The following is a 26,913-nucleotide window of genomic DNA, read 5'->3' as shown; positions in this document are numbered from 1 at the left end:
CGGACAGGTCGGGGGATTGACGACGTGGAGTGTTGGCCGACTAAGGCCGCAGCGCTTCGAGCGTGGCGGTGTAGCTGGCGCTCGTGCCGTCGCCCGCCAGGGGCGTGGCGGGGCCTTGCTGACCGGCGCCAGGATCGCCCATGCCAGGACCGCCGGGCGCGCCACCGGGACCACCAGGGCCGCCGCCTTCACCGCCGGCGCGACGACCGGTCTCGCCGGAACGCGCGACAGCGTTCATCCAGTAGAGGCCGGCCTCCGGGAAGGTGACCTTGAAGCTGCCGTCCTCGCCGGTCTTGACCTTGAAGTCGTCCGGCGTGGCGCGATAGCGAGCGCTGCCGGGGGCGAAGGTCACCTCCAGATCGGCCGCCGGCTTGCCGTCTAACAGGAACTTGAAGGTCGCCGCCTCGCCCGACACCAGGTCGTTGGGATGGGTCACCGGGATCAGTTCCAGGCCCTTGCCGGTCGGCTTGAACACCGTGGTGGTCGGGGCGTCACGGGTGACGAAGGTTTCGTTGCGGTTGAAGCTCTTGATCGTCTTCAGGTCTGCGGCGCCGGCCGGAACCTGCTTGGCGAAGTCCTCGGGCGTGCCGCGGAAGCGCTTGACCGCGCCGTTCTCGGTCCAGCTGGCCATGATATTGGCCGAGGCCGTGCCGATCTTGTAGGTGCCCGGCTTGGTCAGCTGGACATCGAAGGTCGAGCGGTACTTGGCGGTCAGGGCGTTCTGAATCTTGTCGACCGAACCGTCCGGCGCGGTGACGACCACGCCGTCCAGCCGCATCGGGTTATGGTCGGCATAGAACAGCTCGTTCGAGATCGCCGCGTCGAAGCTGACCCAGATGTCGCCCGACAGCACGGTGGCCGTGGGCGCGATCCAGCCGCGATGGGCTTGGGCCGCGAAGGGCAGGGCCAGGACGAAACCGCCCAGGGTCATGGACGCGGCGACGGCGAGAAGGCGCTTCTTGAAGGTCATGGCGTTTTCTCTCTTCTATTTGACGGCGACGGTGACGGCGCCGAGTTCGGCTGTCCCCTTGGCGGAGGCGGGCTTGCCGGGTTTGCCCCAGGCAAAGGGCACGCGGACGGCCTCATGGCCGCCGACCTCGCGAGCGGCCTCGACGACCAGGTTATACTGACCGGGCTTGAGGTCCTTCAGCGGTCCCTTGGCGCCGCTGAACACCAGCTTCTGCGGACCGGGCGCGCGGGTGGCGCCGCTCAGGCCGTCGGCCGGGAAGCTCATGGTGCGGCCGGCCTTGCGCCACCACTGGCGCATGTCCTTCAACCATTTGACGCCCTTGTCCTCCTTGGAGTCGGCGTCATACCAGACCGCCAGCGTCGCTGCGGCCGAGGCGTCCGGCGCCTCCACCCAGATGGCCACATAGGGCTTGTGATATTCCGCGACCGTCAGGCGCGGCACCTCGACGGTGACATTAAGGTCGGCGGCCAGGGCCGGGGTCGCGACGGCCGCGCCGGCGCCAAGAGCCGAGAAAGTCAGCAGGGACAGGGTGCGCTTCATGGATGGACGCTCACAGGTGGACGAAAAGAATGACGAGCAGCAGCGGGATCACCAGGCCGCCGGCCACCAAGGGCCAGGTCAGGGGCCGGGCCCGCGCGTGGAACTGCAGCAGGATCAGGCCGGTGACCGCGAAGATCACGCAGGCCCCGGCGAAGATGTCGATGAACCAGCCCCAGGCCTTGCCGGCGCTGCGACCCTTGTGCAGGTCGTTCAGCAGGCTGATCGCGCCGCGCGTGGTCTTCTCGTGCTCCACCGCGCCGGTTTCGCGGTCGATGCTGATCCAGGCGTCGCCTCCGGGACGGGCCAGGGCGACATAGACTTCTTCCGCCGTCCACTCGCCGTCGCGGCGGGCGATGTCGGCGTCGACGGCCTTGTCCAGCCAGGTCTCGACCCGGATCGGCAGCGGGCGCTTGCCCTCGGTCGGGCCCTTGGCCAGCAGGGCGATCAGGTCGGCGGGCAGGGTGGCCTTGTGGTCGATGACCACGGGCTTGGCCTCGATCTGGCCGGCATGGTTGAGGGTGAATCCCGTCACGGCGAAGCCCAGCAGGCCGACCAAACTCAGGGCCGCGCTGATCCAGTGCCACTGGTGCAGTTGCTTGAGCCAGAACGAGCGGCGTTGCGGAGCGGGAGCGGTCTTCACGTTATCCGGGTCGGGGGGAGGAGGAGCGCAGCTTCATGCCCATGTTTGAGAACGACTTGCAAGAGCAAGCTCTGCGAAGGGTCTGATCTCGGCTTTGCGGCCTCCCAAATACGGCGCCTGCGACGATAGCGCACGGGGACGGACCCGGCCTCGGAGACTAGATCTGTTCATGTGTTGTTAAGAAAAGCCGGGGGCCGTCGCGTGCAGAAAATCCTAGTCGCCGAGGACGATATCCTGCTGGCGACCCTTCACGAGATTACCCTGAGCGAGGCGGGCTTCGACGTGTTGGTGTGCCGCGACGGGCAGCAGGCGCTGGAGGCCATGGACGCCTTCGATCCCGACCTGCTGATCACCGACTTCTTCATGCCCCGCATGAACGGCGGCGAGCTGATCAAGGCCACCCGCCGTCGTCGCGGCGCGCGCACGGCCGTGCTGCTGGCCTCGGGACGCGAAGAGCATTCGATGCAAGCCGACGAGCGCGGCGACGCCCGCCTGGAAAAGCCGATCACCCCCGGCCGCCTGCTGAGCGCGGTGCGGGCGCTGGAAGAGCGCTTCGTCGGCGGCGCGCTGGCCGCGTAAAGTCCGCAGCCAGGCGGCCTCGATCCCTCAATCCTTTGGGCACAGCGCCTTGGGCGTCCAGTCCGAGGTGAGGGTCGTCGGCGGACTGCCTTCGCCATGCAAGATCAGGGCGAAGCCCTGCCGCGTTTCTCGGCCAATCGCCATCAGCAGCATGGGCGGGCCACGCGGCACCATCAGCGAGTGGCCTTCGCCTCGGGCGACCTGAACGCCGGCGGGCGTTTCCAGACAGCTTGCGCCACGGATTGCATAGAAGGCTTCGGGTCCGGAATGCACATGCACCGGCGCGGTCATGCCAGGCGCGAAGGTCGATTTCAGATATTCGGCGCTAAGCTCGCCCGGCGCCGCCTCGATCGGCAGCGGGCCGATGTCGGCCAGATGGCGTCCGCCCTCGCGTTCAAGGCCCTTGCCCCCCACATCGAAGAGCCAGACCCGGCCAAAGGCCTGAACGACGGCGCCGTGCGGCGGCCTGACGCGTTCGGCGGCGGGCAGGTCGGCGAACGTATAGATGTTCCAGTAGAGCGGCCCCGGCGGCGGCGTCCCCAGATCCTGGTGGGCGACGAGGCAGGCCGGCCCCGGTGTCTCGCCGGCCTGCCCCTGACAGGTCCGCGAGGTGGCCTGGGCTTGGGCGGAAAGCGGTGAAAGCGCGAGAAGCGCGAAAACACCCAAGGAGACGGTCAGAGGTTTGGAGGTCCAACTCATGGTTCTCGTCTCGATGAACAGTGCGGTCAGTTTTGCCAAATCCAGCGCCTGACATCCAGCCATAGTTGTCCCCGCTACGCCGGCTTCAGACCTGTCAGCTAACGCGGGTCGGTCAGGGGCAGGAGGAGCCCGCTGCGTGGGCGGCCGTCAAAAAGGGAGCGAACCCGGTAGTCTCTGCAAAAGGCGACCTCGACAAGGCCGGCCTTAGGGGAGAAGTATCCTGCCTTTCGTCGTGGGAGCATGCCCGCGCGTCGCATTGGGGTCGTTTTTTGAAAACGCTGTTCCTTACCGCCTCCGCTCTCGCCCTGGTTCTGACGGGCGGCGCTTCCGCCCAGGACCGCGTGCCCGTCCAGGCGCCGCCCACCCCGCCGATCGCGGCCGCCCAGGATATCGCCTATCCCGGCGTGCTGAAACTGTCGGTCGACGCCACCGATCTGGACCGCAAGATCTTCCAGGTCCGCGAGACGATCCCGGTCGCCAAGCCCGGCCCGATGACCATCCTCTATCCGCAGTGGGTTCCCGGCGGACACTCGCCGCGCAACGACCTGGACAAGCTAGCGGGTCTCGTCATCACCGCCGGCGGCAAGACCCTGCCCTGGACCCGCGACCCGGTCGCCGTCCACGCCTTCCATTTCGACGTGCCGGCCGGCGCGACCGAAGTGCAGGTCAGCTTCCAGTTCCTGACCCCTGTGAAGGCCGATGTCGGCCGTATCCTGGTGACCGACGACATGCTGAACGTGCAGTGGCTGCAGCTGGGCTTCTACCCGGCCGGCTACTACATGCGCGGCATTCAGATCGAACCGACCGTCAAGCTGCCGGAAGGCTGGGGCTTCGGCACCGCGCTGGAGAAGGCCTCGGCCAGCGGCCAGACCACCACCTTCAAGACCACCACCTTCGAGACGCTGGTCGATTCGCCGATGTTCGCCGGCCGCTATTTCAAGCAGATCGACCTGGACCCGGGCGCGGCTACGCCGGTGCGGCTGAACATCGTCGCCGACAAGCCCGATCTGCTGGAGATCAAGCCGGAAGCCCTGCAAATCCATCGCAACCTCGTGCAGCAGGCCTACAGGCTGTACGGCGCGCACCACTATGACCACTACGACTTCCTGCTGGCCCTGACCGACAAGATGGGCGGCATTGGTCTGGAGCATCACCGCTCCAGCGAAAATGGCGTCACCCCCAAATACTTCACGGACTGGGAAAAGACCTATGTGGGCCGCGACCTGCTGGCCCACGAATACACCCACTCGTGGAACGGCAAGTTCCGCCGCGCCGCCGACCTCTATACCCCGACGCTGAACGAGCCGATGCGCGACAGCCTGATGTGGGTCTATGAGGGCCAGACCCAGTATTGGGGCAACGTACTGGCCGCCCGCTCGGGCCTGCAGACCAAGCAGCAGGGCCTGGACTCTCTGGCCATGACCGCCGCCCTCTATGACACTCGCGCCGGCCGCAACTGGCGCAATGTGGAAGACACCACCAACGACCCGATCATCGCCAATCGCAAGCCGGCCTCGTGGACCAGCTGGCAGCGGAGCGAGGACTATTATTCGGAAGGCCAGCTGGTCTGGCTCGACGCCGACACCCTGATCCGCGAGAAGACCGGCGGCAAGAAGTCGCTGGACGACTTTGCCAAGGCCTTTTTCGGCGTCGAGAACGGCTCCTACGTGCCGCTGACCTACGACTTCGAAACCGTGGTCACGACGCTGAACGGCGTGGTTCCCTATGATTGGTCAAGCTTTCTGAAGACCCGCATCCAGGGGCTCTCGGCGCGCGCCCCGCTGGATGGCCTGACACGCGGCGGCTACAAGCTGCTCTATACCGACACGCCCACCGAGTTCTTCAAGGCGGCCGAAACGCGCGGCAAGGTCGTCAATCTCAGCTATTCGCTGGGCGTTACGGTCGGCGCGCTAGGCGTGCTGTCGGCCGTCAACTGGGACACCCCGGCCTTCAAGGCGGGCCTGACGGCCGGCGAGACCCTCGTGGCGGTCAACGGTACGGCCTATAGCGACGACGGCCTGAAGGACGCGGTCAAGGCCACGGCCAAGACCGGCGCCGCGCCGGTCGAGCTGCTGATCAAGGACGGCGAGCGCTATCGCACGGTGAAGATCGACTATGCCGGCGGCCTGAAGTATCCGCGCCTGGAGCGGATCGAGGGCACGCCCGCGCGGCTGGATGATATCTACGCGGCGCGGAAGTAGGCTGATTTCGCCCCGGCTTTCATGCGAAGGTCGGGGCGTCTTTCCTTTTCGTCCCTGTCGCGAGTTTCCGATGAACCGTATCGCCGCCCTGGCCCTGGGCCTTTGCCTGTTGTCGAGCCCCGCCCTGGCGCGGCAGGCCTCGCCGCCGCCGCCGCCGCAGCTGTCGGTTGCGGTCGACACCGCCAAGACCCTGGCCGACGGTCAGGCGTTCATGGTGAAGAACGCCAAGGCGCCCGGCGTGATCACCACCGCCTCGGGCCTGCAATACAAGATCACGACCTCGGGTCCGAAGACCGGCCCGTCGCCCAAGCTCGGCGACATCATCAAGGTGCATTACGAAGGCAAGCTGCTGGACGGCACGGTGTTCGACAGCTCGTTCGAGCGCGGCAAGGCGGCGATCATGCCGTCGGACGGGCTCATCCCGGGCTGGATGGAGGCCCTGCCGCTGATGCATGTCGGCGATGAATGGACCCTGTGGATCCCGGCCAGCCTAGGCTACGGCGAACGCAACACCGGTCCGATCCCGGCCAACAGCGTGCTGGTGTTCCGCCTGCAGCTGATCGGGATGCTGGCGGTGGATTAGAAAAGGGGCTGGAGTGGCGGCGCACTTGCCCCCACCTGGCGATTGCGTCGCCTGTCCGCCCCCACAGGGAGCGGAGTTTCGCGCGACCTGAGCTCCGCCCCCTATGGGGGTGGACAGACGGCGAAGCCGTCAGGTGGAGGCAAGTCAGTGAGCCACCTAAATCCCCGCCCTTGATTTCATCAGCGGCTGAATCCGCGTCCCGAAGTTCTCCACCCCCGCAACGAAGTCGTCGAACACCAGCAGCACGCCGGCCGTGCCGTCGACGGCGGCGACCTCGTCGAGCATGCGGGCGACGCTCTCATACGACCCCACCAGGGTGCCCATGTTGAGGTTCACCGCCGATTCCGGGGCGGCCAGCTGGGCGGTGTTGGTGGTGGAACCGGCGGCGGCGTTGGGGGCGGCCTGGTTGGTCAGCCAGGCTAGCGCCTCCTGGTCGGCGCCGGCGCGATAGGCCTGCCACTTGGCCATGGCGGCCTCGTCGGTCTCGTCGGCGATGATCATGAACAGGATGTAGGAGGCCACGTCGCGGCCGGTCTTGTCGGCGGCGGCCTTGAGGCGGTCATTGACCGAGCCGAAGGCGGTGGGGGTGTTGATCCCCTTGCCCAGGGCGAAGCTGTAGTCGGCATACTTTGCGGTGAAGGCCAGGCCCTCGTTCGACGAGCCCGCGCAGATCAGCTTGGTGTCCTTCGGATGGGGGCTGACCCGGCAGTCGGTCATCTGGAAGTACTTGCCCTTGAAGTCCGACACCCCGGTCTCCAGCAGCTCGCGCAGCACCGTCGCGTATTCGGCCAGGTAGTTGTAGCGATCGGTATAGTGGCCCTCGCCCGGCCACAGGCCCATCTGGTCATATTCGGCCTTCTGCCAGCCGGTGACCAAGTTGATGCCGAACCGGCCCGGGGCGATCGAATCTATCGTGGAGGCCATGCGCGCCACGATGGCCGGCGGGATGGTCAGGGTGGCGGCGGTGGCGAAAATCTTGATCTTGCTGGTCACGGCCGCCAGGCCGGCCATCAGGGTGAAGCTCTCGAGATTGTGCTCCCAGAACTGGGTCTTGCCGCCAAAACCGCGCAGCTTGATCATCGAGAGGGCGAAGTCGAAGCCGTAGGTCTCCGCCTTCTGGACGATCTCCTTGTTGAGCTCGAACGTCGGCATGTACTGCGGAGCCGCTTCGGAGATCAGCCAGCCGTTGTTGCCGATCGGAATGAAGACGCCGATTTCCATATCAATTCCCCCTGCCTAAGCTTGATGTTGTGTTGAGCGATCACTCGCCCATTTTCCGTCTCCCCGGCGAAGGCCGGGGCCCAGAGCAAGCCGCGCGATATAGGAATCGCACGGCTTGCTCTAGACTTTTGTTTTCGCATCGCTTTTGCGGAAAACCGGTTGCCACTTTTCCGCGCGATGCTCTAGGTGAAACCCACGAGCCGCTCAGGATGAATCTGGGTCCCGGCCTTCGCCAGGAAGGCGGCTTGGGGCGTGCAAAAACACCTCACGCCCCCTCCAGAAAATCGACGAGCGTCGCGTTGAACGCCTCCGCCGCCGTCACCGTGAAGCCGTGGCCGCCCCAGGGTGCGATGTCGAGCGTGGCGTGGGGCAGGCGCTCGGCCAGGCGGCGCGAGCAGGACAGCGGCACCAGCATGTCGTCGGCGCTGGCGCTGACCAGCACGGGGCAGGCGATGCGCGGCAGGTCGGCGTCGATGTCGAAATCCAGGAGCGCCTGAATGCGGGCGCGCATCACGTCGGGATCCGGGAAGCCTTGGATATGGTGAACCTCCTCGGCCTCCAGCCGGGCGTGGTTGGCGCTCAGCCAGTCGGCAGGAAAGAGGAACAGCGGCTGGGCGTGCACATAGGCCGCGATCCCCGTGTTGTTCAGCAGGGCCAGGCGGGTGTCGAAACAGCGCTTGATGTGCGGGTCGGGCCGCGACCAGCCGTTGACCACCACCAGCTTGCCGATGCGGTCCGAGTGGGTCAGCGCCATGGCCAGGCCGGCATTGCCGCCCGCCGCGTGGCCGACCACGTGGGCGCGCTCCAGGCCGATGGCGTCCATGACCTTGACGATGTCCTCGCCCATCGCCGCCACGGTGTGCGGGTCGGTCAGGATCCGCGCGCTGCGGCCCGTGCCGCGATGGTCGTAGAGCACCACGCAGAACCGCTCGAGCAGCGCGTCCATCTGCGGCGCCCAGAAGGCCCCGGAGCCGCCGAGCCCGGCCGACAGGATCACCGTCTGGCGATCGGCGGCCGGGCCGCCATTGACCTCGTGGTACAGGCCGTCGACGGTTCCGGAATTCATCTACTTGCCGATGTGGGCGACGGTGGCGATCTCGACCAGGAAGTCGGGCCGCACCAGGCCGCACTGGATGCAATAGCGCGCGGGCTTCTCGCCGGGGAAGTATTCCGCATAGACCAGGTTGATGGCGGCGTAGTCGGCCCAGTCCTTCAGGAAGATGTGGTTCATGGTCACGTCCTCCATCGTGCCGCCGGCGGTTTCGATCACCGACTTGATGGTCTCCAGCACCTGCCGCGTCTGGGCCGAAGCGTCGCCGACATGGGCGACATTGTTGTCCTTGTCGAAGGCCAGGGTGCCCGAGACATAGACGATCCCGTCGGCCAGGGTTCCGGGCGAGAACGGGGCGATGGGCGTACCCGTGCCGGGCGGGGTGATGACGGTCTTGGGCATGTCTCTCTCCAGATTCTCAAAAGCGTGTCATCCCGGACAGGGCCCGCAGGGCCGCCGATCCGGGACCGCCGGAAGCGCCTGCGTTCACGCGTCGGTCCCGGATCTGCGCGCTACGCGCTTGTCCGGGATGACAACGGTTGCTGCTGCCCCACCGCCCCCTTGAAGTCTGCGGTCGTCGATACCCAGCCGAAGAAGGTCTCGATGTTGTAGAGCGCCGCCTTCTGCACGAAGTCCGGGCCCGCTTGATGCGTGGCGTCCTCAAGCACCGTGCCGAAATATTCCAGGAAGAAGCCGTCCCTCAGCGTCGACTCGACGCAGACGTTCGTCGCGATCCCCACGAACACCAGATGACGGACGCCGCGCGAGCGCAGCACGCTGTCGAGCTGGGAATTGAAGAAGCCGCTGTAACGGGTTTTGTGCAGCTGGATGTCGCCGGGCTGGGGCTTGAGAGCGTCGACCAGCTCATAGTCCCAGCCGCCTCGGGCCAGCAGCTTGCCCAGCAGTTCGGGCCGGGCGCGCATGGTCTTGAGCGCGTTGGACTTGTGGAAGTTGGGCGAGCCCGGACCGCCGGCCTCGACATAGTCGCTGTCCCAGCCGTTCTGGAAATAGATCACCGGCATGCCCGCGCCGCGCGCCACGTCCAGCACGTCCTTGATCTTGTCGATCACGGCGGCCGCGCCGCTGATGTCGAAGCCCGCCAGGTCGAGATAGCCGCCCGGTGAAGCATAGGCGTTCTGCATGTCGATGACGATCACGGCCGTCTTGTCGACCGGCAGGGCGATCGGCTCGGGGCGGGCCGGCAGCATCAGGGTGTCGGGTGTCGTCATGCGCGCTCATTCCTGCGGTCAAGGATGGCCCTAGAGGTGAGCGACGCAGGTAAGACCATCGCGAGACGCGGCGCAATCGATCGATGATCGCCGAACGCCAAGTGCCCCATGGGGCGCCCAAGTCTTGGGCTAATTCAGAAATGGCTTACTCATTACCGACGCCCGTCTCAGGCGTTTCAGGCTTCGCGCCCGCCGGCGGCTTGGGTAGAGACAAGCTGAGCACGCAGACCAGGCCCGTGGGCCGATAGTCGAACCTGGCCTCGCCGCCCAGGTCGGACTTCAGGCTGGCGGCGATCAGGCGCGAGCCGAAGCCCGAACGGCTGGGGGCCGAGACGGTGGGACCGCCGCGCTCCTCCCAGTGCAGGGTGACATGATGGATGGCGCGCGGATCGGCGTGCCAGACGATTGTCACCGAGCCTTCGGGCGCCGAGAGCGCGCCATATTTGACGGCGTTGGTGGCCAGTTCGTGGAACACCATCGACAGGGCCAGGGCGGCGTTGGGCGACAGGGCGACCGGCGGGCCGGCCAACACGGTCTGGCCCTCGTAGGGCTCCAGCGTCTGGTGCAGGATATCCTCCAGGTCGGCCCCTTCCCAGACGCTCTTGGTCAGCAGGTCGTGGGCCCTCGCCAGGGCCAGCAGGCGCTCGTTGAAGGCCGGCAGGCCGGGCACATCGTCCGGGCGCCCCAGGCTCTGGCGGGCCAGGGACTGGACCGTGGCCAGGGTGTTCTTCACCCGGTGGTTCAGCTCGTTGATCATCAGCCGCTGGCGCTGGCGGGCGCGATGCTCGTCGGCCTCGCGGGCCCGCAGCTGGGCGGCGGCGTCGTGCAGCGCGGCGCGCACCTCGGCGATCTCTTTCAGGCTGTCGGGGGCGGTCGACACCGTCTCGCCGGCCGCCACGGCCTTGGCGTCGATCACCAGGCCGCGCACCGCCACCGAGATATCGCGCGAGAACAGCGAGGCCACGGTCGCGCCGATGGCCAACAGCACCAGGCCCGCCAGGGTCAACAGACCCACCGAAACCCAGTTGGCCCGATCCAACTCGGCGCGCGGCACGCCGATGATGAACGCCCAGCCGCTGGTCGGCGATCGGCTGAAGGCCGAGAGGGTGGGCGTGCCGTCCAGGGTCCGACTCAGGATCACGCCGTCATTGCCCCGGGCCAAGGCCGCCCGCATGCTGCCGCTGGCCTTGTGGCCCAGGAAGCGGTCCTGGTCGCGAGACCGCGACACCACCGAATGGCTTCGATCGACAATGGTCGCCACCCAGGTCGGCGGGATGTTCTGGGCGGCGAAGATCGACGAAAAGGCCTTGGGCGACTGGATGTAGGCCAGGTCTTGCAAATGGCCATCGACGATCACCGGCATGTCGATCGCCACGAAGGCTTGCCTGGGATCGGCGCTCAGGACCAGGTTCGAGACCGCGGTTCGGCCCGAGCGCACCGCCTCCCAGCGATAGGGCGGCGTCTTCGACGGGGGCAGGGCGGCGCCGGGCGGCGATTGGGTGTTGAGCAACTGGCGCTGGCCGTCGAGCAGCACGACCCAGCCATCGCCGCCTTGCACCGCCGCGCGGGCCTGGCGCTCGAAGGTCGGGAGGTCGCCGGCGATCAGGGCGGGCGAGACCGCCAGGGTCTGCAGGATACTCTGCCCCTGGCCGATCTGGCGGTCGGTGGCCAGGGCCAGGGCCCGGGTCGTGGCGACCAGTTGCCGCTCATCACGGGCGCGGCTGTCGGAATATTCGGCGCGCGCCAGCAGGGCCATGAAGACCATGGCCGGAACCACCAGGCTCAGGGCCATCAGCAGCAGGCGCCGCCGCACCGTGCTGGCCGCCGGCGGGCTGGCTTGGACTGTCTCTTTCGCCAAACGGACGCGCTCACCCTGCTGTATCCGCCGCCAACAGAGAATGCCGGCCGCGTCGGGTCAAGCGCTTCCGCGTCCTCGAGCGTCGCGCGAGCTTCACGGCAACCTTCGGCCGCGCTTGGAATTCATTTGCGTACCCACGGCGAAGATGTCGGGGATTTTGGGAGACATCACACCATGCGCATCGTCACCATCGCGGCCGTCGCCGCCCTCGCCCTGACCGCCACCGCCTGCGAGAACAAGGCCGAGGAAGCCCAGAAGGCCGCCGCCGCCAGCGACGCCGCCGCCATGTCCAGCAAACAGGCCGCAGCCGCCGCCGAGACCGCCGCCCAGGCCAGCGCCACCGCCGCCGCGACCGGCGACGAAGCCACCCAGAAGGCCGCCGGCGACGCCGCCGCCGCCGCGGGCGACCAAGCCGAGAAGGCTGGCGACAAGGCCGAAAAGGCCGGCGACAAGGCCAAGGACGCCGCCCACTAAGCGTTCGCCGTCGAAGACTGAAGGGCCGGCCCCGCTTGTGCGGGGCCGGTCTTTATATTGCGCGGAGCAAACCCGGCTCGCGCCGCGTTGTTCTCGCATGACCAAGCCCCGCAAGACCCGCCGCAAGACGGCCACCGTCGTCGACGCGTTTTGCCTGGCCACGACGGCTGGAGAACTGGCCCTGGCCTCGTGGCAGGTGGTGGGCGCGCGCACGCCGATGATCGCCCAGGCTTTGCGCGACCCGATGCGCGGCGACTACGCCGAACTGACCAAGATGGTGTCCGAAAAGCCCCTGGCCTTCGCGCGCGGCGCGGCGGCGGGCGGCGCGGGTCTTTTGGCGATGGTGGCGGACTCCAATCGCTATCTCGGCGAGGCCTGGAAGGCGCCGGGCCTCGGCGTGGTGGCCGCTCCCGTGGCCGCGCCCATGGCGGCGATGGCCTTTTGGGGACGAATGATGTCGCTAAGCATGGCCTGGCAGGCGGCGATGATCACCCCGGTGCACGCCGCCGCGACAGCCAATGCTCGACGCCTTGGACCCAAGGCCGTGTCGAAAACGAGCGTTTTCCCCTAGCCCTGAACCGGAAATGGCCTTCATCCTGGGTTTTCTGAACCGAAGGCGGCGCCTAGATCGCCTCGGAACCGCGCGAGGAGCCCTGTGAGCATGTCCGGACCCGCCGTCGATTTCGACCGCATGACCACCCTTGGCGACGTGGCGCGCTACCATCGCGATGTGCGCCCGGAGGCCACGGCCCTGGTGTTCGAAGGGCGCTCGACGAGCTTCGCCGACTTCGACCGCCACACCGACCAGGTCGCCAACGCCCTGTTGGCGGAGGGATTGAGCGCCGGCGACCGCATCGCCTATGTCGGCAAGAACAGCGACCACTATTTCGAGCTGCTGTTCGGCGCGGCCAAGGCCGGGGTGGTGCTGGCTCCGATCGGCTGGCGCCTGGCCCCGCGCGAGATCGCCTACATCCTCGGCGACGCCGAGGCCCGCATGGTGTTCGTCGGCCCCGAACTGATCGCCCATGTCCAGGACGTGGCGGCCCTGATTCTCGACCAGCCGCTGCTGATCGCCATGGAGCCCGGCGAGGACGGCCATCCCGACTTCGCCACCTGGCGCGACGCCGCCTCCGCCGATGCGCCGACCGCGCGGATCATGCCGGCTGATATCGCCGTGCAGCTCTACACCTCGGGCACCACCGGCCGCCCCAAGGGCGCGATGCTGACCCACGACAACATCCTGGGGCCGCGCAAGCTGGCCGCCGCCGCCGACATGGACTGGAACCGCTGGGGTCCGGACGATGTCAGCCTGGTGGCCATGCCGGTGGCCCATATCGGCGGCACCGGCTGGGGCGTGGTCGGCCTGGTTAACGGCGCCAAGGGCGTGGTGGCCCGCGAGTTCGACCCGACCAAGGTGCTGGACTTCATCGAGAAGGACCAGATCTCCAAGATGTTCATGGTGCCGGCGGCCCTGCAGATCGTGGTCCGCCTGCCGAGCGCCCGCCAGGTTGACTACAGCCGCCTAACCCACATCCTCTACGGCGCCGCGCCTATCCCGTTGGACCTGCTGCGCGAGTGTCTCGAGGTGTTCGGCTGCGGCTTCGTCCAGCAGTACGGCATGACCGAGACGACCGGCACGGTGGTCTATCTGCCGCCACAGGACCACGACCCGGCCGGCAACGCCCGCATGCGCTCGGCCGGTCTGCCGATGCCGGGCGTGGAGCTGAAGGTGCTCGGCGAGAGCGGCCAGGCCCTGCCGCCGGGCGAGGTCGGCGAGATCGCGGTCCGTTCGCCCGCCAACATGGCCGGCTATTGGAGACTGCCCGAGGCCACCGCCGAGACCATCGCCGCCGACGGCTGGCTGCGCACGGGCGACGCCGGCTATATCGACGGCGACGGCTATCTGTTCATTCACGACCGGGTGAAGGACATGATCATCAGCGGCGGCGAGAACATCTATCCCGCCGAGGTCGAAAGCGCCGTCTACGGTCATCCGCACGTCGCCGAGGTGGCGGTGATCGGCGTGCCCGACGACACCTGGGGCGAGGCGGTCAAGGCGGTGGTGGCGCTCAAGCCCGGCGCCCCGGCCGATCCGGACGACATCATCGCCTTCGCCCGCACCCGCATCGCCGGCTTCAAGGCGCCCAAGACCATCGACTTCGTCGAGGTCCTGCCGCGCAACGCCTCGGGCAAGATCCTGCGCCGCGAACTGCGCGAACCGTACTGGGCTGGCAAGGAAAGGCGCGTGAACTAGCATGGCCGACGGCGGTCGCCTGGCGAGCTTCGTTCAGGGTCTGATCCAGCCGGAGACCGGGCCACGCATCGACTTCCGCCAGCCGGCCGGCGAGCCCGCCTTGGCCGCCCCGGACTCGGTGTCGTGGCGGGTGTTCAAGAACCCGGTCTCGCTATTCGTCGGCGGCGTTGCGGCGGTGATCCTGGAACTCGCCGAGCCGCGCGTGCGCACGGGGGTCTGGCAATACAGCAGTTTTCGCACCGATCCCCTGCCGCGTCTCAAGCGCACGGGCCTGGCGGCGATGGTCACGGTCTATGGCGCGCGATCGGCCGCCGAGACGATGATCGCCGGCGTGCGGCGGATGCATGACCGGGTGGCGGGCGATACTCCAACCGGCGCCACCTACCGCGCCAACGACGTCGAGCTGCTGGACTGGGTGCAGGCCACCGCCAGCTTCGGCTTCCTGGAGGCCTACCGCGCCTACGCCGCCCCGCTGACTGACGACGAACGCGACCGCTTCTACGCCGAGGCGGCGCCGGCGGCCGCCCTCTACGGCGCCGTGGGGGCGCCGGGTTCGGTGGTGGGATGGGAGGCTCAGCTCGTGGCCATGCTGCCGAAGCTCGAGCGACACGAGATCGTGTTTGAGTTCCTGGACCTGATGCGCCAGACGGCGATCCTGCCAGCGCCACTACAAGGCCTGCAGGGCGCGCTGATCCGAGCGGCGGTGGCGATCACCCCGGCGGAGGTTCGGGCGGTCGTGGGGCTTGGGCCTGAGTGGGACCTGGGGCCGGTGGAGGGCCGGTTGGTGCGCTGGGCCGGCGCGGCGGCCGATCGTTTACCAATCAAGGGCATGCCAGCGGTGGAGGCGTGCCTGCGGATGGGACTGCCGGCGGATTATCTGTATCGGCGCAAATGAGACCCTCTCCTCTCCGGGAGAAGGTTTTTAAGACTGCGCCGCCCGCTAGTCCGTATTCCCCTGGTGCTCCGTGCGGCCCTCGACCTCGGTGCGGGAGAACACCTCCTCCTGCCCGTCCTGCAACAGCTCCGCGGCGTTGTCGCGGTCCTGCTCGGCCTGGACCAGCACCAGCCGCAGGGCCTCGACCTCGGTGGGAGCCTCGACCACCATGCTGCGGAGCGGCGCCTGGGGCGGGGCGTCGCCCAGTCGGACATCAATGCGCCAGCGTACGGTCATGGGAGCCTCTTCAAGAATTGGACGTTCGTTCGCCCCACAGGTAACGCACCATTGCACCGGTCGGTGTTTCTGGCGAGGTTGCGCCAAAGCTTCAGTTAGGAAGATTCCATGGCGGATGGTGGCGGGCGGCAGGGCCTGGGTCGGCGCGAGTTCATGGCCGGCGCCGCAGGTCTGGCGGGGTTCGCCGTTATCTCGGTGGGGGCGGGAGCCGGCTCCGCCCGGGCGGCCTCGCCGCGCGTCGAGGCTCTGATCGTTCAGATGACCCTTGAGGAAAAGGCCGGTCAGCTCTCGTGCTATTCCGACACGATCCGTCCGCCGGTCGGCGACATCAATCCGGCGGTCAACGCCCGCAACACCCAGCAGATCCTGGCCGACACCCGGGCCGGCAGGATCGGCGTGCTGATGAATGGGGTGGGCGTCGAGGGCGCCTTGCTGGCCCAGACCGCCGCCGTCGAACAGTCGCGCCTGGGCATTCCGCTGCTGCTGGCCGCCGATGTGATCCACGGTTTCAAGACCATCTTCCCCATCCCCCTGGCCGAGTCGGCGAGCTTCGACCCTGTCCTGGCCGAGCGCACGGCCCGGGCGGCCGCCGTCGAGGCCAGCGCTCACGGCCTGCACTGGACCTTCGCCCCGATGGTCGACGTGGCCCGCGACCAGCGCTGGGGCCGGGGGGCCGAGGGCGCCGGAGAGGACGTGTTCCTGGGCGAGGTGATGGCCCAGGCCCGGGTGCGCGGCTTCCAGGGCCGCGACCTGACCGCCCCCGACAGCCTGTTGTCCACCGCCAAGCACTTCGCTGCCTATGGCGCGGTGATGGCCGGGCTCGATTACAACGCCGTCGACATCTCAGACGAGACCCTGCGCGAGGTGCACCTGCCGCCGTTCAAGGCCGCCTTCGACGCCGGCTGCCTGACGGTGATGTCGGCCTTCAACGACATCAACGGCGTGCCCTCCACCGCCAACCGCCACCTGTTGACCGATGTCCTGCGCGGCGAATGGGCCTTCAAGGGCGTGGTGATTTCCGACTACACCGCCGACCAGGAGCTGGTGGCCCACGGCTACGCCGCCGACGACAGGGACGCCGCGCGGCTGGCGATCCTGGCCGGGGTGGATATCAGCATGCAGAGCGGGCTCTACAGCCGCTACCTGCCCGAGCTGGTCGCCCAGGGGCGCGTGCCGATGGCGGTCGTCGACGCCGCCGTGCGCCGGGTGCTGAGCCTGAAGGAGGCCGTCGGCCTGTTCGACCGGCCGTTCCGCTCGATAAACCCCAAGGTCCAGGCCGCCCAAACCGCCACCCCGGCGGCGCGGGCGCTGTCGCGGGAAGCGGGCGCGCGATCCATCGTCCTGCTGAAGAACGATGGCGGCCTGCTGCCCCTGGCGACCCAGGGCAAGCGCATCGCTCTGATCGGGCCGTTCGCCGAGGACCGCGCCAACATCCTGGGCCCGTGGGCCTTTTTCGGCGATCCGGGCCTGAGCGTCGACCTGGCCACCGGCATCCGCGAGGCCCTGGCCGATTCGGCGTCGCTGACCGTCGCCCGCGGCTGCGATGTCGAGGCCACCATCCGCGGCGGCTTCGACCAGGCAGTGGCGGCGGCGCGGGCGGCCGACATCGTGCTGCTGGCGGTCGGCGAGGGGCAGAACATGTCCGGCGAGGCCCAATCGCGCACCGAGATCGGCCTGCCGCGCGTCCAGCAGCAACTGGCCGACCTGGTCGGCGCGGTGGGCAAGCCGACGGTGGTGCTGCTGCGTCACGGGCGGGCCCTGGTGCTGGAGGGGGCCGTCAAGGCCGCGCCGGCGATCCTCGCCACCTGGTTCCTGGGCAGCGAGACCGGCCACGCGGTGGCCGATGTGTTGTTTGGCAAGGTCAATCCGTCGGCCCGCCTGCCGGTCAGCTTCCCGCACGAGAGCGGCCAGGAGCCGTTCTTCTACAATCACCGCACCACCGGCCGGCCCGCGCCCCAGGCCGACGACAGCCAGGAGTACAAAGCCCGCTGGCGCACCACCCGCAACGAGGCGCTCTATCCGTTCGGCCATGGCCTGGGCTATGCGCCGTTCGCGCTCAGCGATGTGCGGTTGTCGACCACGCGCCTGGCCTGGGACGACAAGCTGGCCATCACCGCCAATGTCACCAACATGGGCAAGGTGGCGGGCGAGCATGTGGTCCAGCTCTATGTGCATGACCGGGTCGCCAGCCGCACTCGGCCGGTGCGCGAGCTGAAGCGCTTCATCCGGGTGGCCCTGAAGCCCGGCGAGAAGCGCGAGGTGCGCTTCAGCCTGGAGCGCGGCGCGCTGATGTTCTTCGGCGAGAACGATCGCTGGATCGCCGAGCCGGGGATGTTCGACCTGTGGGTGGCCAATAACGCCGTGGATGGCTTGGCGGCGAGTTTCGAGTTGTTGGGGGGATGAGCGGGTTTGTGGAGGCTATTTGACATCTCGAGCCCCACCCATCATTCATCCTACAAATAAAGTCCCCGGAGTTCGCGAGGCCCCATGACCGCCGCCACCCCCATCCGCGTGGCCCTGATCGGCCTGGGCAAGATTGCCCGTGACCAGCACCTGCCGGCCATGGCCGCCGACCCGTGCTTCGAGCTGGTAGCGATCGTCAGCCGCCACGCCGAACAGCCGGGCCTACCCAGCTTCCACACCCTCGATGAGTTACTGGCCAGCGAGGTCGCCTTCGACGCCGTGACGCTGTGCACCCCGCCCCAGGTGCGCCACGGCCTGGCCCGCCAGGCGCTGGAAGCGGGGAAGCACGTGATGCTGGAAAAGCCCCCCGGCGCGACGCTGAGCGAGGTCGAGGACCTGCGGCAGTTCGCGCAAGCGAAGGCTGTCACCCTGCAGGCCACATGGCACTCGCGCCACGCCCCCGCCGTCGCCCCCGCGCGCGACTGGCTAGCCGGCAGGAGGATCAGCGCCGCCCGCATCATCTGGAAAGAGGACGTCCGCGTCTGGCATCCCGGCCAGGACTGGATATGGGAGCCGGGTGGCTTGGGCGTCTTCGACCCCGGCATCAACGCCCTGTCGATCGCCACCGCCATCCTGCCCCGGTCGTTCTTCCTGACCAGCGCCACCCTGCACGTTCCCGAGAACCGCCAGTCGCCAATCGCCGCCGAGCTGGACTTTGTCGACACGGCGGGCGTGCCGATCACCGCAGTGTTCGACTTCCTGCAGACCGGCCCGCAGAGCTGGGACATCGAGGTCGACACCGACGGCGGCGCCCTGCGGCTGTCGCACGGCGGGTCCAAGCTTTGGATCGACGGCCTCCTGATGCACGAGCAGCCAGAGGCGGAGTATCCGAGCCTCTACACCCGGTTCGCCGAGCTGATCGCGACCGGCGCGTCGGACGTCGATGTCACGCCCCTGCGGCACGTGGCGGACGCTTTCCTGCTGGGACGCCGCGTCGCCGCTCCCGCCTTCGTGGAATAGCAAGGTCGCGCCGCCCTGCAACCTGGGCGACGTTCTCTTGCATAGAAGGGGCCCCGGACGTTAGGTACCGTCCGGAGCGTAACGTTGACGGCCGACCAGGGTGTCGGAACGAGCGCGCGGCCTGGGGAGAGATTAGGCTGAAGTTCCTGGACGCCCCCTTGCCGCCGCCGCTGGCCGCCGCCTTGCGAGCTTGCAGGCCGCACTTCATGGCCGCGGCGGTGTTCAGCGCCATGATCAATCTGCTGCTGCTGGCCCCGACCATCTACATGATGCAGGTCTATGACCGGGTCGTGCCGACCGAGGGCCGCCTCACCCTGCTTTACCTGACCCTCGTTGTGGCCTTCGCCCTGGGCACCCAGACGGCGCTGGAGTCGGTGCGTTCGCGCTTGCTGACCCTGGCCGGCCTGCGCGTGGATCGCCTGCTGGCCGGCGACATCCTGCAGAGGCTGATGAGCGCCCTGTCGCCCGGCTCGTCGTCGCAGGGCATGCGCGAGTTCGACATCGTTCGCCAGGCCCTGTCCGGCCCCATCGCCATCGCTGCCTTCGACATCCCCTGGACACCGATCTACGTGATCGTGGCCTTCATGATCCACCCGGCCCTCGGCGCGATGACCATCGTCGGCGGCGCGATCCTGGTAGCCCTGGCTGTCCTCAACGAGCGCGCCACTCGCCTGCGGGCCCGCGAGGCGTTCTTGGCCCAGGCCCAGGCCTATGCCTCGCAAGAGGCCGTCGCCGCCAACGCTGAGGTGGTGCGCGCCTTGGGCATGCGCGGCGCCCTGGGCGAGCGACAGTTGGTCGACCGCCGCAAGGGCCTGGACCTGACCGCCAAGGCCCAGTTCACCGGCGGCGGCTATTCGGCGGCCACCAAGTTCACCCGAATGTTCCTGCAGTCGGCGGCCTTGGGCCTGGGCGCCTGGCTGGCGGTGGACCGGCAGATCTCGGCGGGTTCGATCATCGCCGCCTCCGTGCTGATGAGCCGGGCCCTGCAGCCGATCGAGCAGATGGTCGGCGCCTGGACCACGGTGGGCCAGGCGCGCGGCGCGCTCAACAACCTGATCAAGCTGTTTCCAGCCCAGAACCTTGAATTGCCGAGCACGCTGCTGCCAGCGCCCTCGGGACTCCTAACCCTTGAGCAGGTGGTGATCCGCGCGCCCGGCGATGGCCCACTTTTGCTGCGCGGCGTGTCCCTACGCTTGGCGCCGGGCGAGATCCTCGGGGTTGTCGGCCCTAGCGGCGCCGGCAAATCCACCCTGGCCCGCGTGACCGCCGGCGCGATCACGCCCGACGCCGGCGCGGTTCGGCTGGACGGCGCCAAAATGAACGATTGGGACGGCGATCGCCTTGGGCGGTTCATCGGCTATCTGCCGCAGGACTCCGCCCTGATCGCCGGTTCGATCAAGGACAATGTCTCGCGCTTCGCGGCCTGGGCGGGCGGTGATCCCGCCGTCATCGACGCCGCCGTGGTGGCAGCCGCCCAGGCCGCGGGCGTGCACGAGCTGATCCTGCGTTTCCCCAATGGCTACGACACCGTGCTCGGGCCGGGCGGTCGCGGTCTGTCGGCGGGTCAAGCCCAGCGCGTGGCCCTGGCCCGCGCCCTCTATGAAAGTCCGCCGCTGCTGGTGCTGGACGAGCCCAATTCGGCGCTCGACGCCGAGGGCGAGGCGGCGTTGAACCAAACGATCCTGGCTGCCAAGGCCCGGGGCGCGGCGATCATGATCATCGCCCACCGCACGGGCATCCTCAACATCGCCGATCGCCTGCTGGTTCTGCGCGACGGACAGGTCGAGCGGATCGGGCCGCGAGCCGAGGTCATCGCCCAGATGGCTGCGGCCGCCAAGACCCCGCCCCGTCCTGCCACCAACGGCAACGCCATGTCCCTGCGGGCCGCCAAGCGATGACCGTGCCGTCTCCCAACACCGCCCTGGCGACGGCGCGGATTTCTGACGATCCGGCCCTGATGATCCGTCTCGGCGCGGTGGTCGCTGGCGTGTTCTTCGTCGGCTTCCTGGGCTGGGCGGCGTTCGCGCCGCTGGACGCCGGGGCCTATGCCCACGGCGTGGTCGCCGTGTCGGGGAACCGCCAAGCCGTACAAAATCGTGAAGGCGGGGTGGTTACCGGCATCCGGGTCAAGGAAGGCCAGACCGTGGTCAAGGGCCAGATCCTGGTCGAGTTGTCGGCGTCGGAACTGCGGGCCAGCGAACGCGGCATGACCGGCGAGATGTTGACCCTGCTGGCCCAGCGCGCCCGCCTGGTGGCCGAGCGCGACCGCCGCCCCACGATCGCCGTCCCGCCGGAGTTCGCCACGTTGGCGCCCGAGGACAAGCCCCTCGCCGAGGACTCCCTGCGCCTGCAGCGCCAGCAGTTCCAGGCCCGTCGCGGTTCGCTGAACACCCAGCGCGGCGTGCTCAACCAGCGCGTCCTTCAGTTGGGCCAGCAGACCAACGGCGCCGAGCGCCAGCTGGACGCCAATCGCGAGCAGCAGAAACTGATCGCCGAGGAGCTGACCGGTGTTCAGGAACTGGCCAGCAAGGGCTATGCGCCCAAGACCCGCGTTCTGGCCCTGCAGCGCAGCGCCGCCTCCCTGACCGGCGAGGACGGGGCCTATCGGGCCCAGATCGCCCGATCCAACGAGCAGATCGGCGAAACCCGCCTGCAGACCCTGTCGCTGGAACGCCAGATGATGGAGGAGGTCTCCGGCCAACTGCGCGACGTGCAGGTGCGGCTGGACGACCTGCAGCCCAAGGTGCTGGCCGCTCGCGAACAGCTGGCCCGCGCCACAGTCCGCGCGCCCAGCAGCGGCAAGGTGGTGGGCCTCAATGTCTTCACCGTCGGCGGCGTGGCGGCGCCGGGCCAGACCCTGATGGAGATCGTGCCTCAGGACCGGCGGCTGGTGATCCAGGCCAAGGTCTCGCCCAATGACGCCGACGACCTGCAGCCCGGCCAGAAGACCCAGATTCGCTTCACCTCGCTGCACGAACGCGACCTGCCGCTGCTGAACGGCACCCTGACCGAGCTGTCGGCCGACAGCTTCACCGACGAGAAGAGTGGGGTGCAGTATTTCCGGGCCGAGGTGGCGGCCCCGCCCGAGGAGCTTGACAAGATCCGCCAGATCCGTGGCGCGCAGTCGGGCCTGCAGGCCGGCCTGCCGGTCGAGGTGCTGATCCCCCTCCGCAAGCGCTCGGCCCTGGCCTATCTGCTGGAGCCCCTGACCCAGACCTTCTGGCGGATGGGCCGCGAGCACTAGAGCATTTTTCGAGCGAAGTGGTTCCGGTTCGCGTGAAGAAAAGTGCGTCAAAACAAAAGATTAGAGCTCACGGCCTGACGCAGTCAGGTCGGGAAATGCTCTTGGACGGGCGTGGACCTTCCCTTCTCTCCTTGCGGGAGAAGGTGGCCTGAGAAGCAGGTCGGATGAGGGGTCGCGCCAGCCTATCGGCAATGCTGTGAAAACGCTTCGGTAGCCGCCCGTCGACCCGTCATCCGTCGGCTACGCCGCCACTTTCCCCGCAAGGGGAGAAGGAACGCGGCGGCAGTTCGATGACGTCCCCGGCGGATCCGCGGAAACAAAAAAGGCCCCCCCCAAGGCCCGCCTTCAGTTGGTTTCCCCCACAGGGTTTGGCGGCGCTGACAAACAGCCAGTCTCTGGCCTGGGCGGTGCGCCGTTCTTCGAACCGATGTCGCCAGCGGCCGTCGCGTCGGGACGAAAGTCTTCCCGGAGCGCTCGCGTCATCGACCAACGTTCTCCCGATGGCTGGATACCAGGAAGGCGTTCGGCGCGCCAAACGTTACATGCGGGTCCCTTTTCCTTGACCGCTTGTCTCAAAGGACAAACCTGTCTCGCCCCATGCGACGAACGCCCGCATGGGGCGGGTCTCGTAAATCAGCGACTATGGCTAACGGGGGGACACATGAGCGATTTCGAACAGCCGCGCGCGGGGCTGCCGTCCCTCGCCCGGTCGAATTTCAGTACCCGGAGCGTACCGGCCGAAGAGCGGCACGACTATTACCGGCGTGAAGTGCTCGTCGCGCTGGACGCCCGCGACCCCGAGCCCGGCTTCACCGCCAGCATCACCTCGCTGCGTCTGGGCGACCACGCCTTCTATGTGACCGAGACCGGCGGCCACACGATGTTCCGTACGCCGGAAATGATCGCCGCCGACGGCCACGACGCCTACATCGTTCAGTTCAACATCGCCGGCTCGCACACCGGCGACTTCGATGGCGTGCCGTTCGCGGCCGGTCCGGGCGAGGTGGGCATCTGCGACCTTTCGCGGCCCATGCTGCTGCACAGCACGTCGGTCAAGGTGCTCTCCACCTTCCTGCCGCGCGTCCAGGTCCAGACCGTCGTGCCGGGTATCGACCTGCATGGCATGGTGCTGGACGGCAACCGGGCGGGCCTGTTGATCGAACACCTGACCTCGGTGACCCGCTGGTTCCCGCAACTGATCCCCCAGACCCTGCCCGGCATCACCCGCGCCACCGTCGAACTGCTGGGCGCGTGCCTGGCCATGGAGGCGGGACGGGCCGATTTCGGGGTGCGCGAGTCGCCCGTGCTGCTGCGCGCCCGCGGCTATGTCGAGCACAACCTGCTGGAACCCAGCCTGAACCCGGCCAAGATCAGCGAAGCCCTGGGCGTGTCGCGCTCCACGCTCTATCGCCTGTTCGAACCCCTGGGCGGGGTCACCGCCTATGTCTGGGACCGCCGCCTGCATCTGGCCCGCGCCGCCCTGCTGGACCCCAAGCGGGTCCGCCGCATCAGCGAGATCGCCTTCCAGTGCGGCTTCAGTAGCGAGGCCCATTTCAGCCGCAGCTTCCGCAAGGCGTTCAACATCCGCCCCAGCGACCTGCGCTCGCTGCAGCCCAGCCTGCCCGACGAGCCAGATGGCCCGTTCGGACGGTGGACCGAGAGGGTCAAGGCGGGGTAGGGCCTGCACGAAATCTGCACGGCAAACGCGCGCGACCGCCTCGACGTCTCCGTTGACCCCAGACGCGGAGCCCTGAACATGGGCGCCATGCAGCGCACGATCCTGATCGTCGACGACGATCCCCACATCCGCCAGCTCCTGGTGTTCGCCCTGGCCAAGGTGGGCTTGCAGACCCGCGAAGCGGCCGACGGCGAAGCGGCCCTGGCCAGCGTGGCCGAGCGCGCCCCCGACCTGGTGGTTCTCGACATCAACATGCCGCGCCTGGACGGGCTGGAGGTCTGCCGCCGGCTGCGGGCCCAGGGCGAGCTGCCGATCCTGTTCCTGAGCTCGCGCGACGACGAGATCGACCGGGTGCTGGGCATCGAGCTGGGGGCCGACGACTATGTGGTCAAGCCGTTCAGCCCGCGCGAGGTGGTGGCCCGCGTCCAGGCCATCCTGCGACGCACCGGGGCCAAGGCCGAGGCGGCGACAGGCCTGGACGGTGTGATCACGCGGGGCCGGCTGGCCCTCGACCCCGAGGCCTGGAGCGCCCGCTGGGCCGGGGCCGAGTTGTCGCTGACCGTCACCGAATTCACCATCCTCAAGACCCTGGCGGCCACACCGACCAAGGTGTTCAGCCGCGACGCCATCATCGACCGTCTGCGCGGGCCGGGCTTCGCGGTCACCGACCGCACCATCGACAGCCATGTGCGCAACCTGCGGGCCAAGTTCGCGGGCGTGGGCGGTCACGACCTGATCGAGACGCGGGCCGGGATCGGTTACCGGCTAGGCGCTTGTGCTGGCGGCGTCGAGCCGTGATCCAACCGCTGCGGGCCTGGCTGCGCACCTGGTGGCCGGCGCTTCGGCTGCGGGCCATCCTGCTGACCGTGCTGCTGTTCGCCGCCGCCATGCCGGCCATAGGCGCGGTGTTCCTGCGCACCTACGAGAACACCCTGGTGCGCCAGACCGAGGCCGAACTCGCGTCGCAAGGCGCGGCCCTGGCGGCGGCGGCCGGCGCCCTGTGGCCCGGCGCCGTGCGCGACACCACCCTGGCCGACCCCGACGCCCGCGACGATCCCGGCTATTACCGGCCCGAGGCTGTCAGCATCGACCTGCGCGCCTCGCCGGTGCTGCCCGAGCGCCCCGGCCCCGCGCTCGCGCCTCCCGCCGACCCGCAGGCCGTGGCCGCCGCCGACGCCTTGGAGCCGATCCTCGACCAGACCAGCCGCAGCACCCTGGCCTCGATCCTGATCGTCGATCGCCATGGCGTGGTGGTGCGGGGCCTCGGCCAAGGCGGCAGCCTGGCGGCCCTGCCGGAGATCCAGGCGGCGCTGGCGGGCCATTCGCGCACCGTGCTGCGGCGCAATGGGGCCTATCATCCGCGCTATTCGTTCGAGTGGCTGAGCCGGGCCTCGGCCCTGCGGCTGCATCACGCGCGGGCGATCCGGGTCAATGGCTTGGTGGTGGGGGCGCTGCTGCTGTCGCGCTCGCCCCGCGCCCTGTTCCGGGGGGTCTATCAGGACCGGGGCAAGATCCTGCTGGGGGCGGGGGCGACGGTGCTGCTGCTGGTGCTGCTGTCGGGCCTGGTGTCGCGCGGCGTGACCCGGCCGATCGAGGCGCTCAGCGCGGCCACGAAAGGCGTGGCGGCGGGGCAGGGCGAGGTTCCGGAGACCCCGGTCACCGCCGCGGTCGAGATCCGCGCCCTCTACCAGGACTTCCGGGTGATGGCCGGCGCCATCGCCGTGCGCTCGCGCTACCTGCGCGACTTCGCCGCCGCCGTCAGCCACGAGTTCAAGACCCCCCTGGCCGGGATCACTGGCGCGGTCGAGCTGCTGGACGACCATTTCGCCACCATGAGCCCCGAGGAGCGCCACCGCTTCCTGGGCAATATCTCGGCCGACAGCGCCCGGCTCTCGGCCCTGGTCGGCCGGTTGATGGACATGGCCCGCGCCGACATGGCCATGCCCCAGGCCGGCGTAGTCTGCGCCGTGGCCTCGCCGGCCCGCCGGGTGGCCGACGCCCAGGGCCGCGACATCGCCGTGGTCCTGGACCTGCCGGACGACCTCCCGCAGGTCGCCGCGCCCGAGGCGACGGTGGAGACCGTGCTGACCACCCTGGTGGAGAACAGCCGCCAGGCGGGGGCGGGGAGGGTCTGGATCTCGGCTTTGGTGATGGGCGAAGACGTGGTGCTGCGCGTCAGCGACGACGGCCCCGGCGTCCCGCCCGCCGACCGGGAGCGCCTGTTCGAACCGTTCTTCACCAGCCGGCGCGAGGCGGGCGGCACGGGGCTCGGCCTGTCGATCGCCCGATCGCTGCTGGCGGCGAGTTCGGGGCGGATCGGGCTGGTCGAAGGGGAGGCGGGGGCGGTGTTCGAGGTGCGGTTGGCGACCGCGCGGGAGGGCGGCTGATGGTTGGCAAGGTTCGGCGCGGCGGGCTGCTCTGGCCTCTCCGCATTTGCGCGGCGGTGTCCGTGTTGGCGGGGGTCCTCTTCGTGATGTCCGCGATCCCGCCCCAATTGTCGCCGGCGCCGCCGACCATGGACGTGCTACTGCTGACGGCCATTGGCGGGACCGCCGTCACCATCGTGTTGCTGATCCTGTGGGTGCGCCACTGGACGGGTTTACTGCTGTTGCTCTTGCTGCCGCCGCTGATCGTGCCGCTGAGCTATGGCGCGCTAATGATTCCCGCCACCGATACCGCGCGCCTTCGGTTGGCGGATGGGCGGGTCGTGCATCTTAGCGTTGGCCCCACGCTGACCGACCTCACCTACGATCTCTGGCAGGAGGAGCAGGGTGGGTGGCTGTGGCGGCGAACGATGGCCGATCTCAGCTATTCGGAAGACGGCCGCTTCATCAACGAGGAGCGGCTGGCGCTCTCAAGTGACGGGCGCCGGCTCCTAGTGGGGCGCGGCGGGATTTGGACCGACTGCGTGGAGGTGCGCGATTATCAGCCCTGCGCGCTGGGAATTGCCGACACAAACTGGTCGGACCCTGACTTCGAGACACGGATGCGAGGGAACTCGGCGGTGATCGGCGCGACGTTGAAGTAAGGCGTGGTCGGGCTCGAGTTGATGAAGGTTCAGGCAGGGATTTCCCGGCAAGCGGTGAAACCTCTCACCC

25 protein-coding genes are annotated in these 26,913 nt (G+C 68.5%); 15 read left to right on the top strand and 10 right to left on the bottom strand.

Annotated features, from left to right (window positions below):
* Positions 1-40: 40 nt before the first annotated feature.
* The 3 genes from ACP694_RS13320 to ACP694_RS13310 are packed head-to-tail and all read right to left on the bottom strand — an operon-like array spanning position 41 to position 2,150.
* Positions 41-970 carry a DUF4198 domain-containing protein gene (locus ACP694_RS13320; protein ID WP_426013081.1) on the bottom strand — a complete coding sequence of 310 codons (930 nt, stop codon included), beginning with the start codon at positions 968-970 and terminating at the stop codon, positions 41-43.
* Between the two features lie 15 nt (positions 971-985).
* The gene (locus ACP694_RS13315) at positions 986-1,510 is read right to left on the bottom strand and encodes a DUF2271 domain-containing protein (RefSeq protein ID WP_426013079.1); all 525 of its coding nucleotides are present in this window, start codon (positions 1,508-1,510) and stop codon (positions 986-988) included.
* Positions 1,511-1,520: 10 nt separating this feature from the next.
* Positions 1,521-2,150, bottom strand: coding sequence for a PepSY-associated TM helix domain-containing protein (locus ACP694_RS13310; protein ID WP_426013078.1), 630 nt, complete (start codon positions 2,148-2,150; stop codon positions 1,521-1,523).
* Positions 2,151-2,351: 201 nt separating this feature from the next.
* Between ACP694_RS13310 and ACP694_RS13305 the strand changes: the two genes are divergently transcribed.
* Positions 2,352-2,729 carry a response regulator gene (locus tag ACP694_RS13305; protein WP_426013076.1) on the top strand — a complete coding sequence of 126 codons (378 nt, stop codon included), beginning with the start codon at positions 2,352-2,354 and terminating at the stop codon, positions 2,727-2,729.
* Positions 2,730-2,756: 27 nt separating this feature from the next.
* Here the strand turns inward: ACP694_RS13305 and ACP694_RS13300 are convergent, their stop codons facing one another.
* The gene (locus tag ACP694_RS13300) at positions 2,757-3,428 is read right to left on the bottom strand and encodes a hypothetical protein (protein ID WP_426013074.1); all 672 of its coding nucleotides are present in this window, start codon (positions 3,426-3,428) and stop codon (positions 2,757-2,759) included.
* A gap of 269 nt (positions 3,429-3,697) precedes the next feature.
* On the opposite strand from ACP694_RS13300, the gene ACP694_RS13295 reads away from it, so the two are divergent.
* Both ACP694_RS13295 and ACP694_RS13290 read left to right on the top strand, forming a co-directional pair.
* On the top strand, positions 3,698-5,629 hold the full coding sequence (locus tag ACP694_RS13295) for a M61 family metallopeptidase (protein WP_426013073.1): 1,932 nt from the start codon (positions 3,698-3,700) through the stop codon (positions 5,627-5,629).
* A 70-nt stretch (positions 5,630-5,699) separates the two neighbouring features.
* On the top strand, positions 5,700-6,212 hold the full coding sequence (locus tag ACP694_RS13290) for an FKBP-type peptidyl-prolyl cis-trans isomerase (protein ID WP_426013071.1): 513 nt from the start codon (positions 5,700-5,702) through the stop codon (positions 6,210-6,212).
* A 156-nt stretch (positions 6,213-6,368) separates the two neighbouring features.
* Here the strand turns inward: ACP694_RS13290 and rutA are convergent, their stop codons facing one another.
* From rutA to ACP694_RS13265, 5 genes are all read right to left on the bottom strand, one after another.
* Positions 6,369-7,433 (bottom strand): pyrimidine utilization protein A, encoded by a 1,065-nt coding sequence (gene rutA / locus ACP694_RS13285; RefSeq protein WP_426013070.1) that lies wholly within the window; start codon positions 7,431-7,433, stop codon positions 6,369-6,371.
* Between the two features lie 265 nt (positions 7,434-7,698).
* Positions 7,699-8,499, bottom strand: coding sequence for a pyrimidine utilization protein D (rutD, locus tag ACP694_RS13280; RefSeq protein ID WP_426013068.1), 801 nt, complete (start codon positions 8,497-8,499; stop codon positions 7,699-7,701).
* Positions 8,500-8,886 (bottom strand): pyrimidine utilization protein C, encoded by a 387-nt coding sequence (gene rutC / locus ACP694_RS13275; RefSeq protein ID WP_426013067.1) that lies wholly within the window; start codon positions 8,884-8,886, stop codon positions 8,500-8,502.
* Between the two features lie 110 nt (positions 8,887-8,996).
* Positions 8,997-9,713 carry a pyrimidine utilization protein B gene (gene rutB, locus ACP694_RS13270; protein ID WP_426013065.1) on the bottom strand — a complete coding sequence of 239 codons (717 nt, stop codon included), beginning with the start codon at positions 9,711-9,713 and terminating at the stop codon, positions 8,997-8,999.
* Positions 9,714-9,858: 145 nt separating this feature from the next.
* Complete coding sequence (locus tag ACP694_RS13265; protein WP_426013271.1) at positions 9,859-11,505, bottom strand: sensor histidine kinase; 1,647 nt, start codon at positions 11,503-11,505, stop codon at positions 9,859-9,861.
* A 240-nt stretch (positions 11,506-11,745) separates the two neighbouring features.
* Between ACP694_RS13265 and ACP694_RS13260 the strand changes: the two genes are divergently transcribed.
* The 4 genes from ACP694_RS13260 (at position 11,746) to ACP694_RS13245 (ending at position 15,194) form a co-directional block, all read left to right on the top strand.
* Positions 11,746-12,045 (top strand): hypothetical protein, encoded by a 300-nt coding sequence (locus tag ACP694_RS13260; RefSeq protein ID WP_426013063.1) that lies wholly within the window; start codon positions 11,746-11,748, stop codon positions 12,043-12,045.
* 97 nt (positions 12,046-12,142) lie between these two features.
* On the top strand, positions 12,143-12,616 hold the full coding sequence (locus ACP694_RS13255; protein ID WP_426013062.1) for a hypothetical protein: 474 nt from the start codon (positions 12,143-12,145) through the stop codon (positions 12,614-12,616).
* 90 nt (positions 12,617-12,706) lie between these two features.
* Positions 12,707-14,299, top strand: coding sequence for a fatty acid--CoA ligase (locus ACP694_RS13250; RefSeq protein WP_426013060.1), 1,593 nt, complete (start codon positions 12,707-12,709; stop codon positions 14,297-14,299).
* Between the two features lies 1 nt (position 14,300).
* Complete coding sequence (locus ACP694_RS13245) at positions 14,301-15,194, top strand: oxygenase MpaB family protein (protein WP_426013058.1); 894 nt, start codon at positions 14,301-14,303, stop codon at positions 15,192-15,194.
* 45 nt (positions 15,195-15,239) lie between these two features.
* Here ACP694_RS13245 and ACP694_RS13240 read toward each other — a convergent pair whose 3' ends face one another.
* Positions 15,240-15,470 carry a hypothetical protein gene (locus tag ACP694_RS13240; protein WP_426013056.1) on the bottom strand — a complete coding sequence of 77 codons (231 nt, stop codon included), beginning with the start codon at positions 15,468-15,470 and terminating at the stop codon, positions 15,240-15,242.
* A gap of 108 nt (positions 15,471-15,578) precedes the next feature.
* Between ACP694_RS13240 and bglX the strand changes: the two genes are divergently transcribed.
* From bglX to ACP694_RS13200, 8 genes are all read left to right on the top strand, one after another.
* On the top strand, positions 15,579-17,873 hold the full coding sequence (gene bglX, locus ACP694_RS13235) for a beta-glucosidase BglX (RefSeq protein WP_426013054.1): 2,295 nt from the start codon (positions 15,579-15,581) through the stop codon (positions 17,871-17,873).
* 84 nt (positions 17,874-17,957) lie between these two features.
* Positions 17,958-18,893 carry a Gfo/Idh/MocA family protein gene (locus ACP694_RS13230; protein WP_426013053.1) on the top strand — a complete coding sequence of 312 codons (936 nt, stop codon included), beginning with the start codon at positions 17,958-17,960 and terminating at the stop codon, positions 18,891-18,893.
* A 158-nt stretch (positions 18,894-19,051) separates the two neighbouring features.
* Positions 19,052-20,791 carry a type I secretion system permease/ATPase gene (locus ACP694_RS13225; protein WP_426013050.1) on the top strand — a complete coding sequence of 580 codons (1,740 nt, stop codon included), beginning with the start codon at positions 19,052-19,054 and terminating at the stop codon, positions 20,789-20,791.
* Positions 20,792-20,793: 2 nt separating this feature from the next.
* Positions 20,794-22,137 carry an HlyD family type I secretion periplasmic adaptor subunit gene (locus tag ACP694_RS13220; protein WP_426013048.1) on the top strand — a complete coding sequence of 448 codons (1,344 nt, stop codon included), beginning with the start codon at positions 20,794-20,796 and terminating at the stop codon, positions 22,135-22,137.
* 661 nt (positions 22,138-22,798) lie between these two features.
* Positions 22,799-23,815, top strand: a complete 1,017-nt coding sequence (locus ACP694_RS13215) for a helix-turn-helix domain-containing protein (RefSeq protein ID WP_426013046.1) — start codon at positions 22,799-22,801, stop codon at positions 23,813-23,815.
* 78 nt (positions 23,816-23,893) lie between these two features.
* Positions 23,894-24,613: a response regulator transcription factor gene (locus tag ACP694_RS13210; protein ID WP_426013044.1), complete on the top strand. Its 720-nt coding sequence runs from the start codon at positions 23,894-23,896 to the stop codon at positions 24,611-24,613.
* Positions 24,610-26,202 carry a sensor histidine kinase gene (locus tag ACP694_RS13205; RefSeq protein ID WP_426013043.1) on the top strand — a complete coding sequence of 531 codons (1,593 nt, stop codon included), beginning with the start codon at positions 24,610-24,612 and terminating at the stop codon, positions 26,200-26,202. The genes ACP694_RS13210 and ACP694_RS13205 overlap by 4 nt, the downstream gene beginning before the upstream one ends.
* A complete protein-coding gene (locus ACP694_RS13200) occupies positions 26,202-26,843 on the top strand; it encodes a hypothetical protein (RefSeq protein WP_426013041.1) in 642 nt (213 codons plus the stop codon). The genes ACP694_RS13205 and ACP694_RS13200 overlap by 1 nt, the downstream gene beginning before the upstream one ends.
* Positions 26,844-26,913: the final 70 nt, after the last annotated feature.

The sequence above is a fragment of the Caulobacter sp. DWR2-3-1b2 genome (assembly GCF_049896345.1).
GTDB lineage: Bacteria > Pseudomonadota > Alphaproteobacteria > Caulobacterales > Caulobacteraceae > Caulobacter.
This window is presented reverse-complemented; position numbering and strand designations above follow the sequence as displayed.

Bases quoted from the DNA above. Each gene is read 5' to 3' on its own strand.
- ACP694_RS13320 (WP_426013081.1), bottom strand. From the start codon at position 970: ATGACCTTCAAGAAGCGCCTTCTCGCCGTCGCCGCGTCCATGACCCTG.
- ACP694_RS13315 (WP_426013079.1), bottom strand. From the start codon at position 1,510: ATGAAGCGCACCCTGTCCCTGCTGACTTTCTCGGCTCTTGGCGCCGGC.
- ACP694_RS13300 (WP_426013074.1), bottom strand. From the start codon at position 3,428: ATGAGTTGGACCTCCAAACCTCTGACCGTCTCCTTGGGTGTTTTCGCG.
- ACP694_RS13290 (WP_426013071.1), top strand. From the start codon at position 5,700: ATGAACCGTATCGCCGCCCTGGCCCTGGGCCTTTGCCTGTTGTCGAGC.
- rutA (WP_426013070.1), bottom strand. From the start codon at position 7,433: ATGGAAATCGGCGTCTTCATTCCGATCGGCAACAACGGCTGGCTGATC.
- rutD (WP_426013068.1), bottom strand. From the start codon at position 8,499: ATGAATTCCGGAACCGTCGACGGCCTGTACCACGAGGTCAATGGCGGC.
- rutC (WP_426013067.1), bottom strand. From the start codon at position 8,886: ATGCCCAAGACCGTCATCACCCCGCCCGGCACGGGTACGCCCATCGCC.
- rutB (WP_426013065.1), bottom strand. From the start codon at position 9,713: ATGACGACACCCGACACCCTGATGCTGCCGGCCCGCCCCGAGCCGATC.
- ACP694_RS13265 (WP_426013271.1), bottom strand. From the start codon at position 11,505: ATGGCCCTGAGCCTGGTGGTTCCGGCCATGGTCTTCATGGCCCTGCTG.
- ACP694_RS13260 (WP_426013063.1), top strand. From the start codon at position 11,746: ATGCGCATCGTCACCATCGCGGCCGTCGCCGCCCTCGCCCTGACCGCC.
- ACP694_RS13255 (WP_426013062.1), top strand. From the start codon at position 12,143: ATGACCAAGCCCCGCAAGACCCGCCGCAAGACGGCCACCGTCGTCGAC.
- ACP694_RS13250 (WP_426013060.1), top strand. From the start codon at position 12,707: ATGTCCGGACCCGCCGTCGATTTCGACCGCATGACCACCCTTGGCGAC.
- ACP694_RS13245 (WP_426013058.1), top strand. From the start codon at position 14,301: ATGGCCGACGGCGGTCGCCTGGCGAGCTTCGTTCAGGGTCTGATCCAG.
- ACP694_RS13240 (WP_426013056.1), bottom strand. From the start codon at position 15,470: ATGACCGTACGCTGGCGCATTGATGTCCGACTGGGCGACGCCCCGCCC.
- bglX (WP_426013054.1), top strand. From the start codon at position 15,579: ATGGCGGATGGTGGCGGGCGGCAGGGCCTGGGTCGGCGCGAGTTCATG.
- ACP694_RS13230 (WP_426013053.1), top strand. From the start codon at position 17,958: ATGACCGCCGCCACCCCCATCCGCGTGGCCCTGATCGGCCTGGGCAAG.
- ACP694_RS13215 (WP_426013046.1), top strand. From the start codon at position 22,799: ATGAGCGATTTCGAACAGCCGCGCGCGGGGCTGCCGTCCCTCGCCCGG.
- ACP694_RS13210 (WP_426013044.1), top strand. From the start codon at position 23,894: ATGGGCGCCATGCAGCGCACGATCCTGATCGTCGACGACGATCCCCAC.
- ACP694_RS13200 (WP_426013041.1), top strand. From the start codon at position 26,202: ATGGTTGGCAAGGTTCGGCGCGGCGGGCTGCTCTGGCCTCTCCGCATT.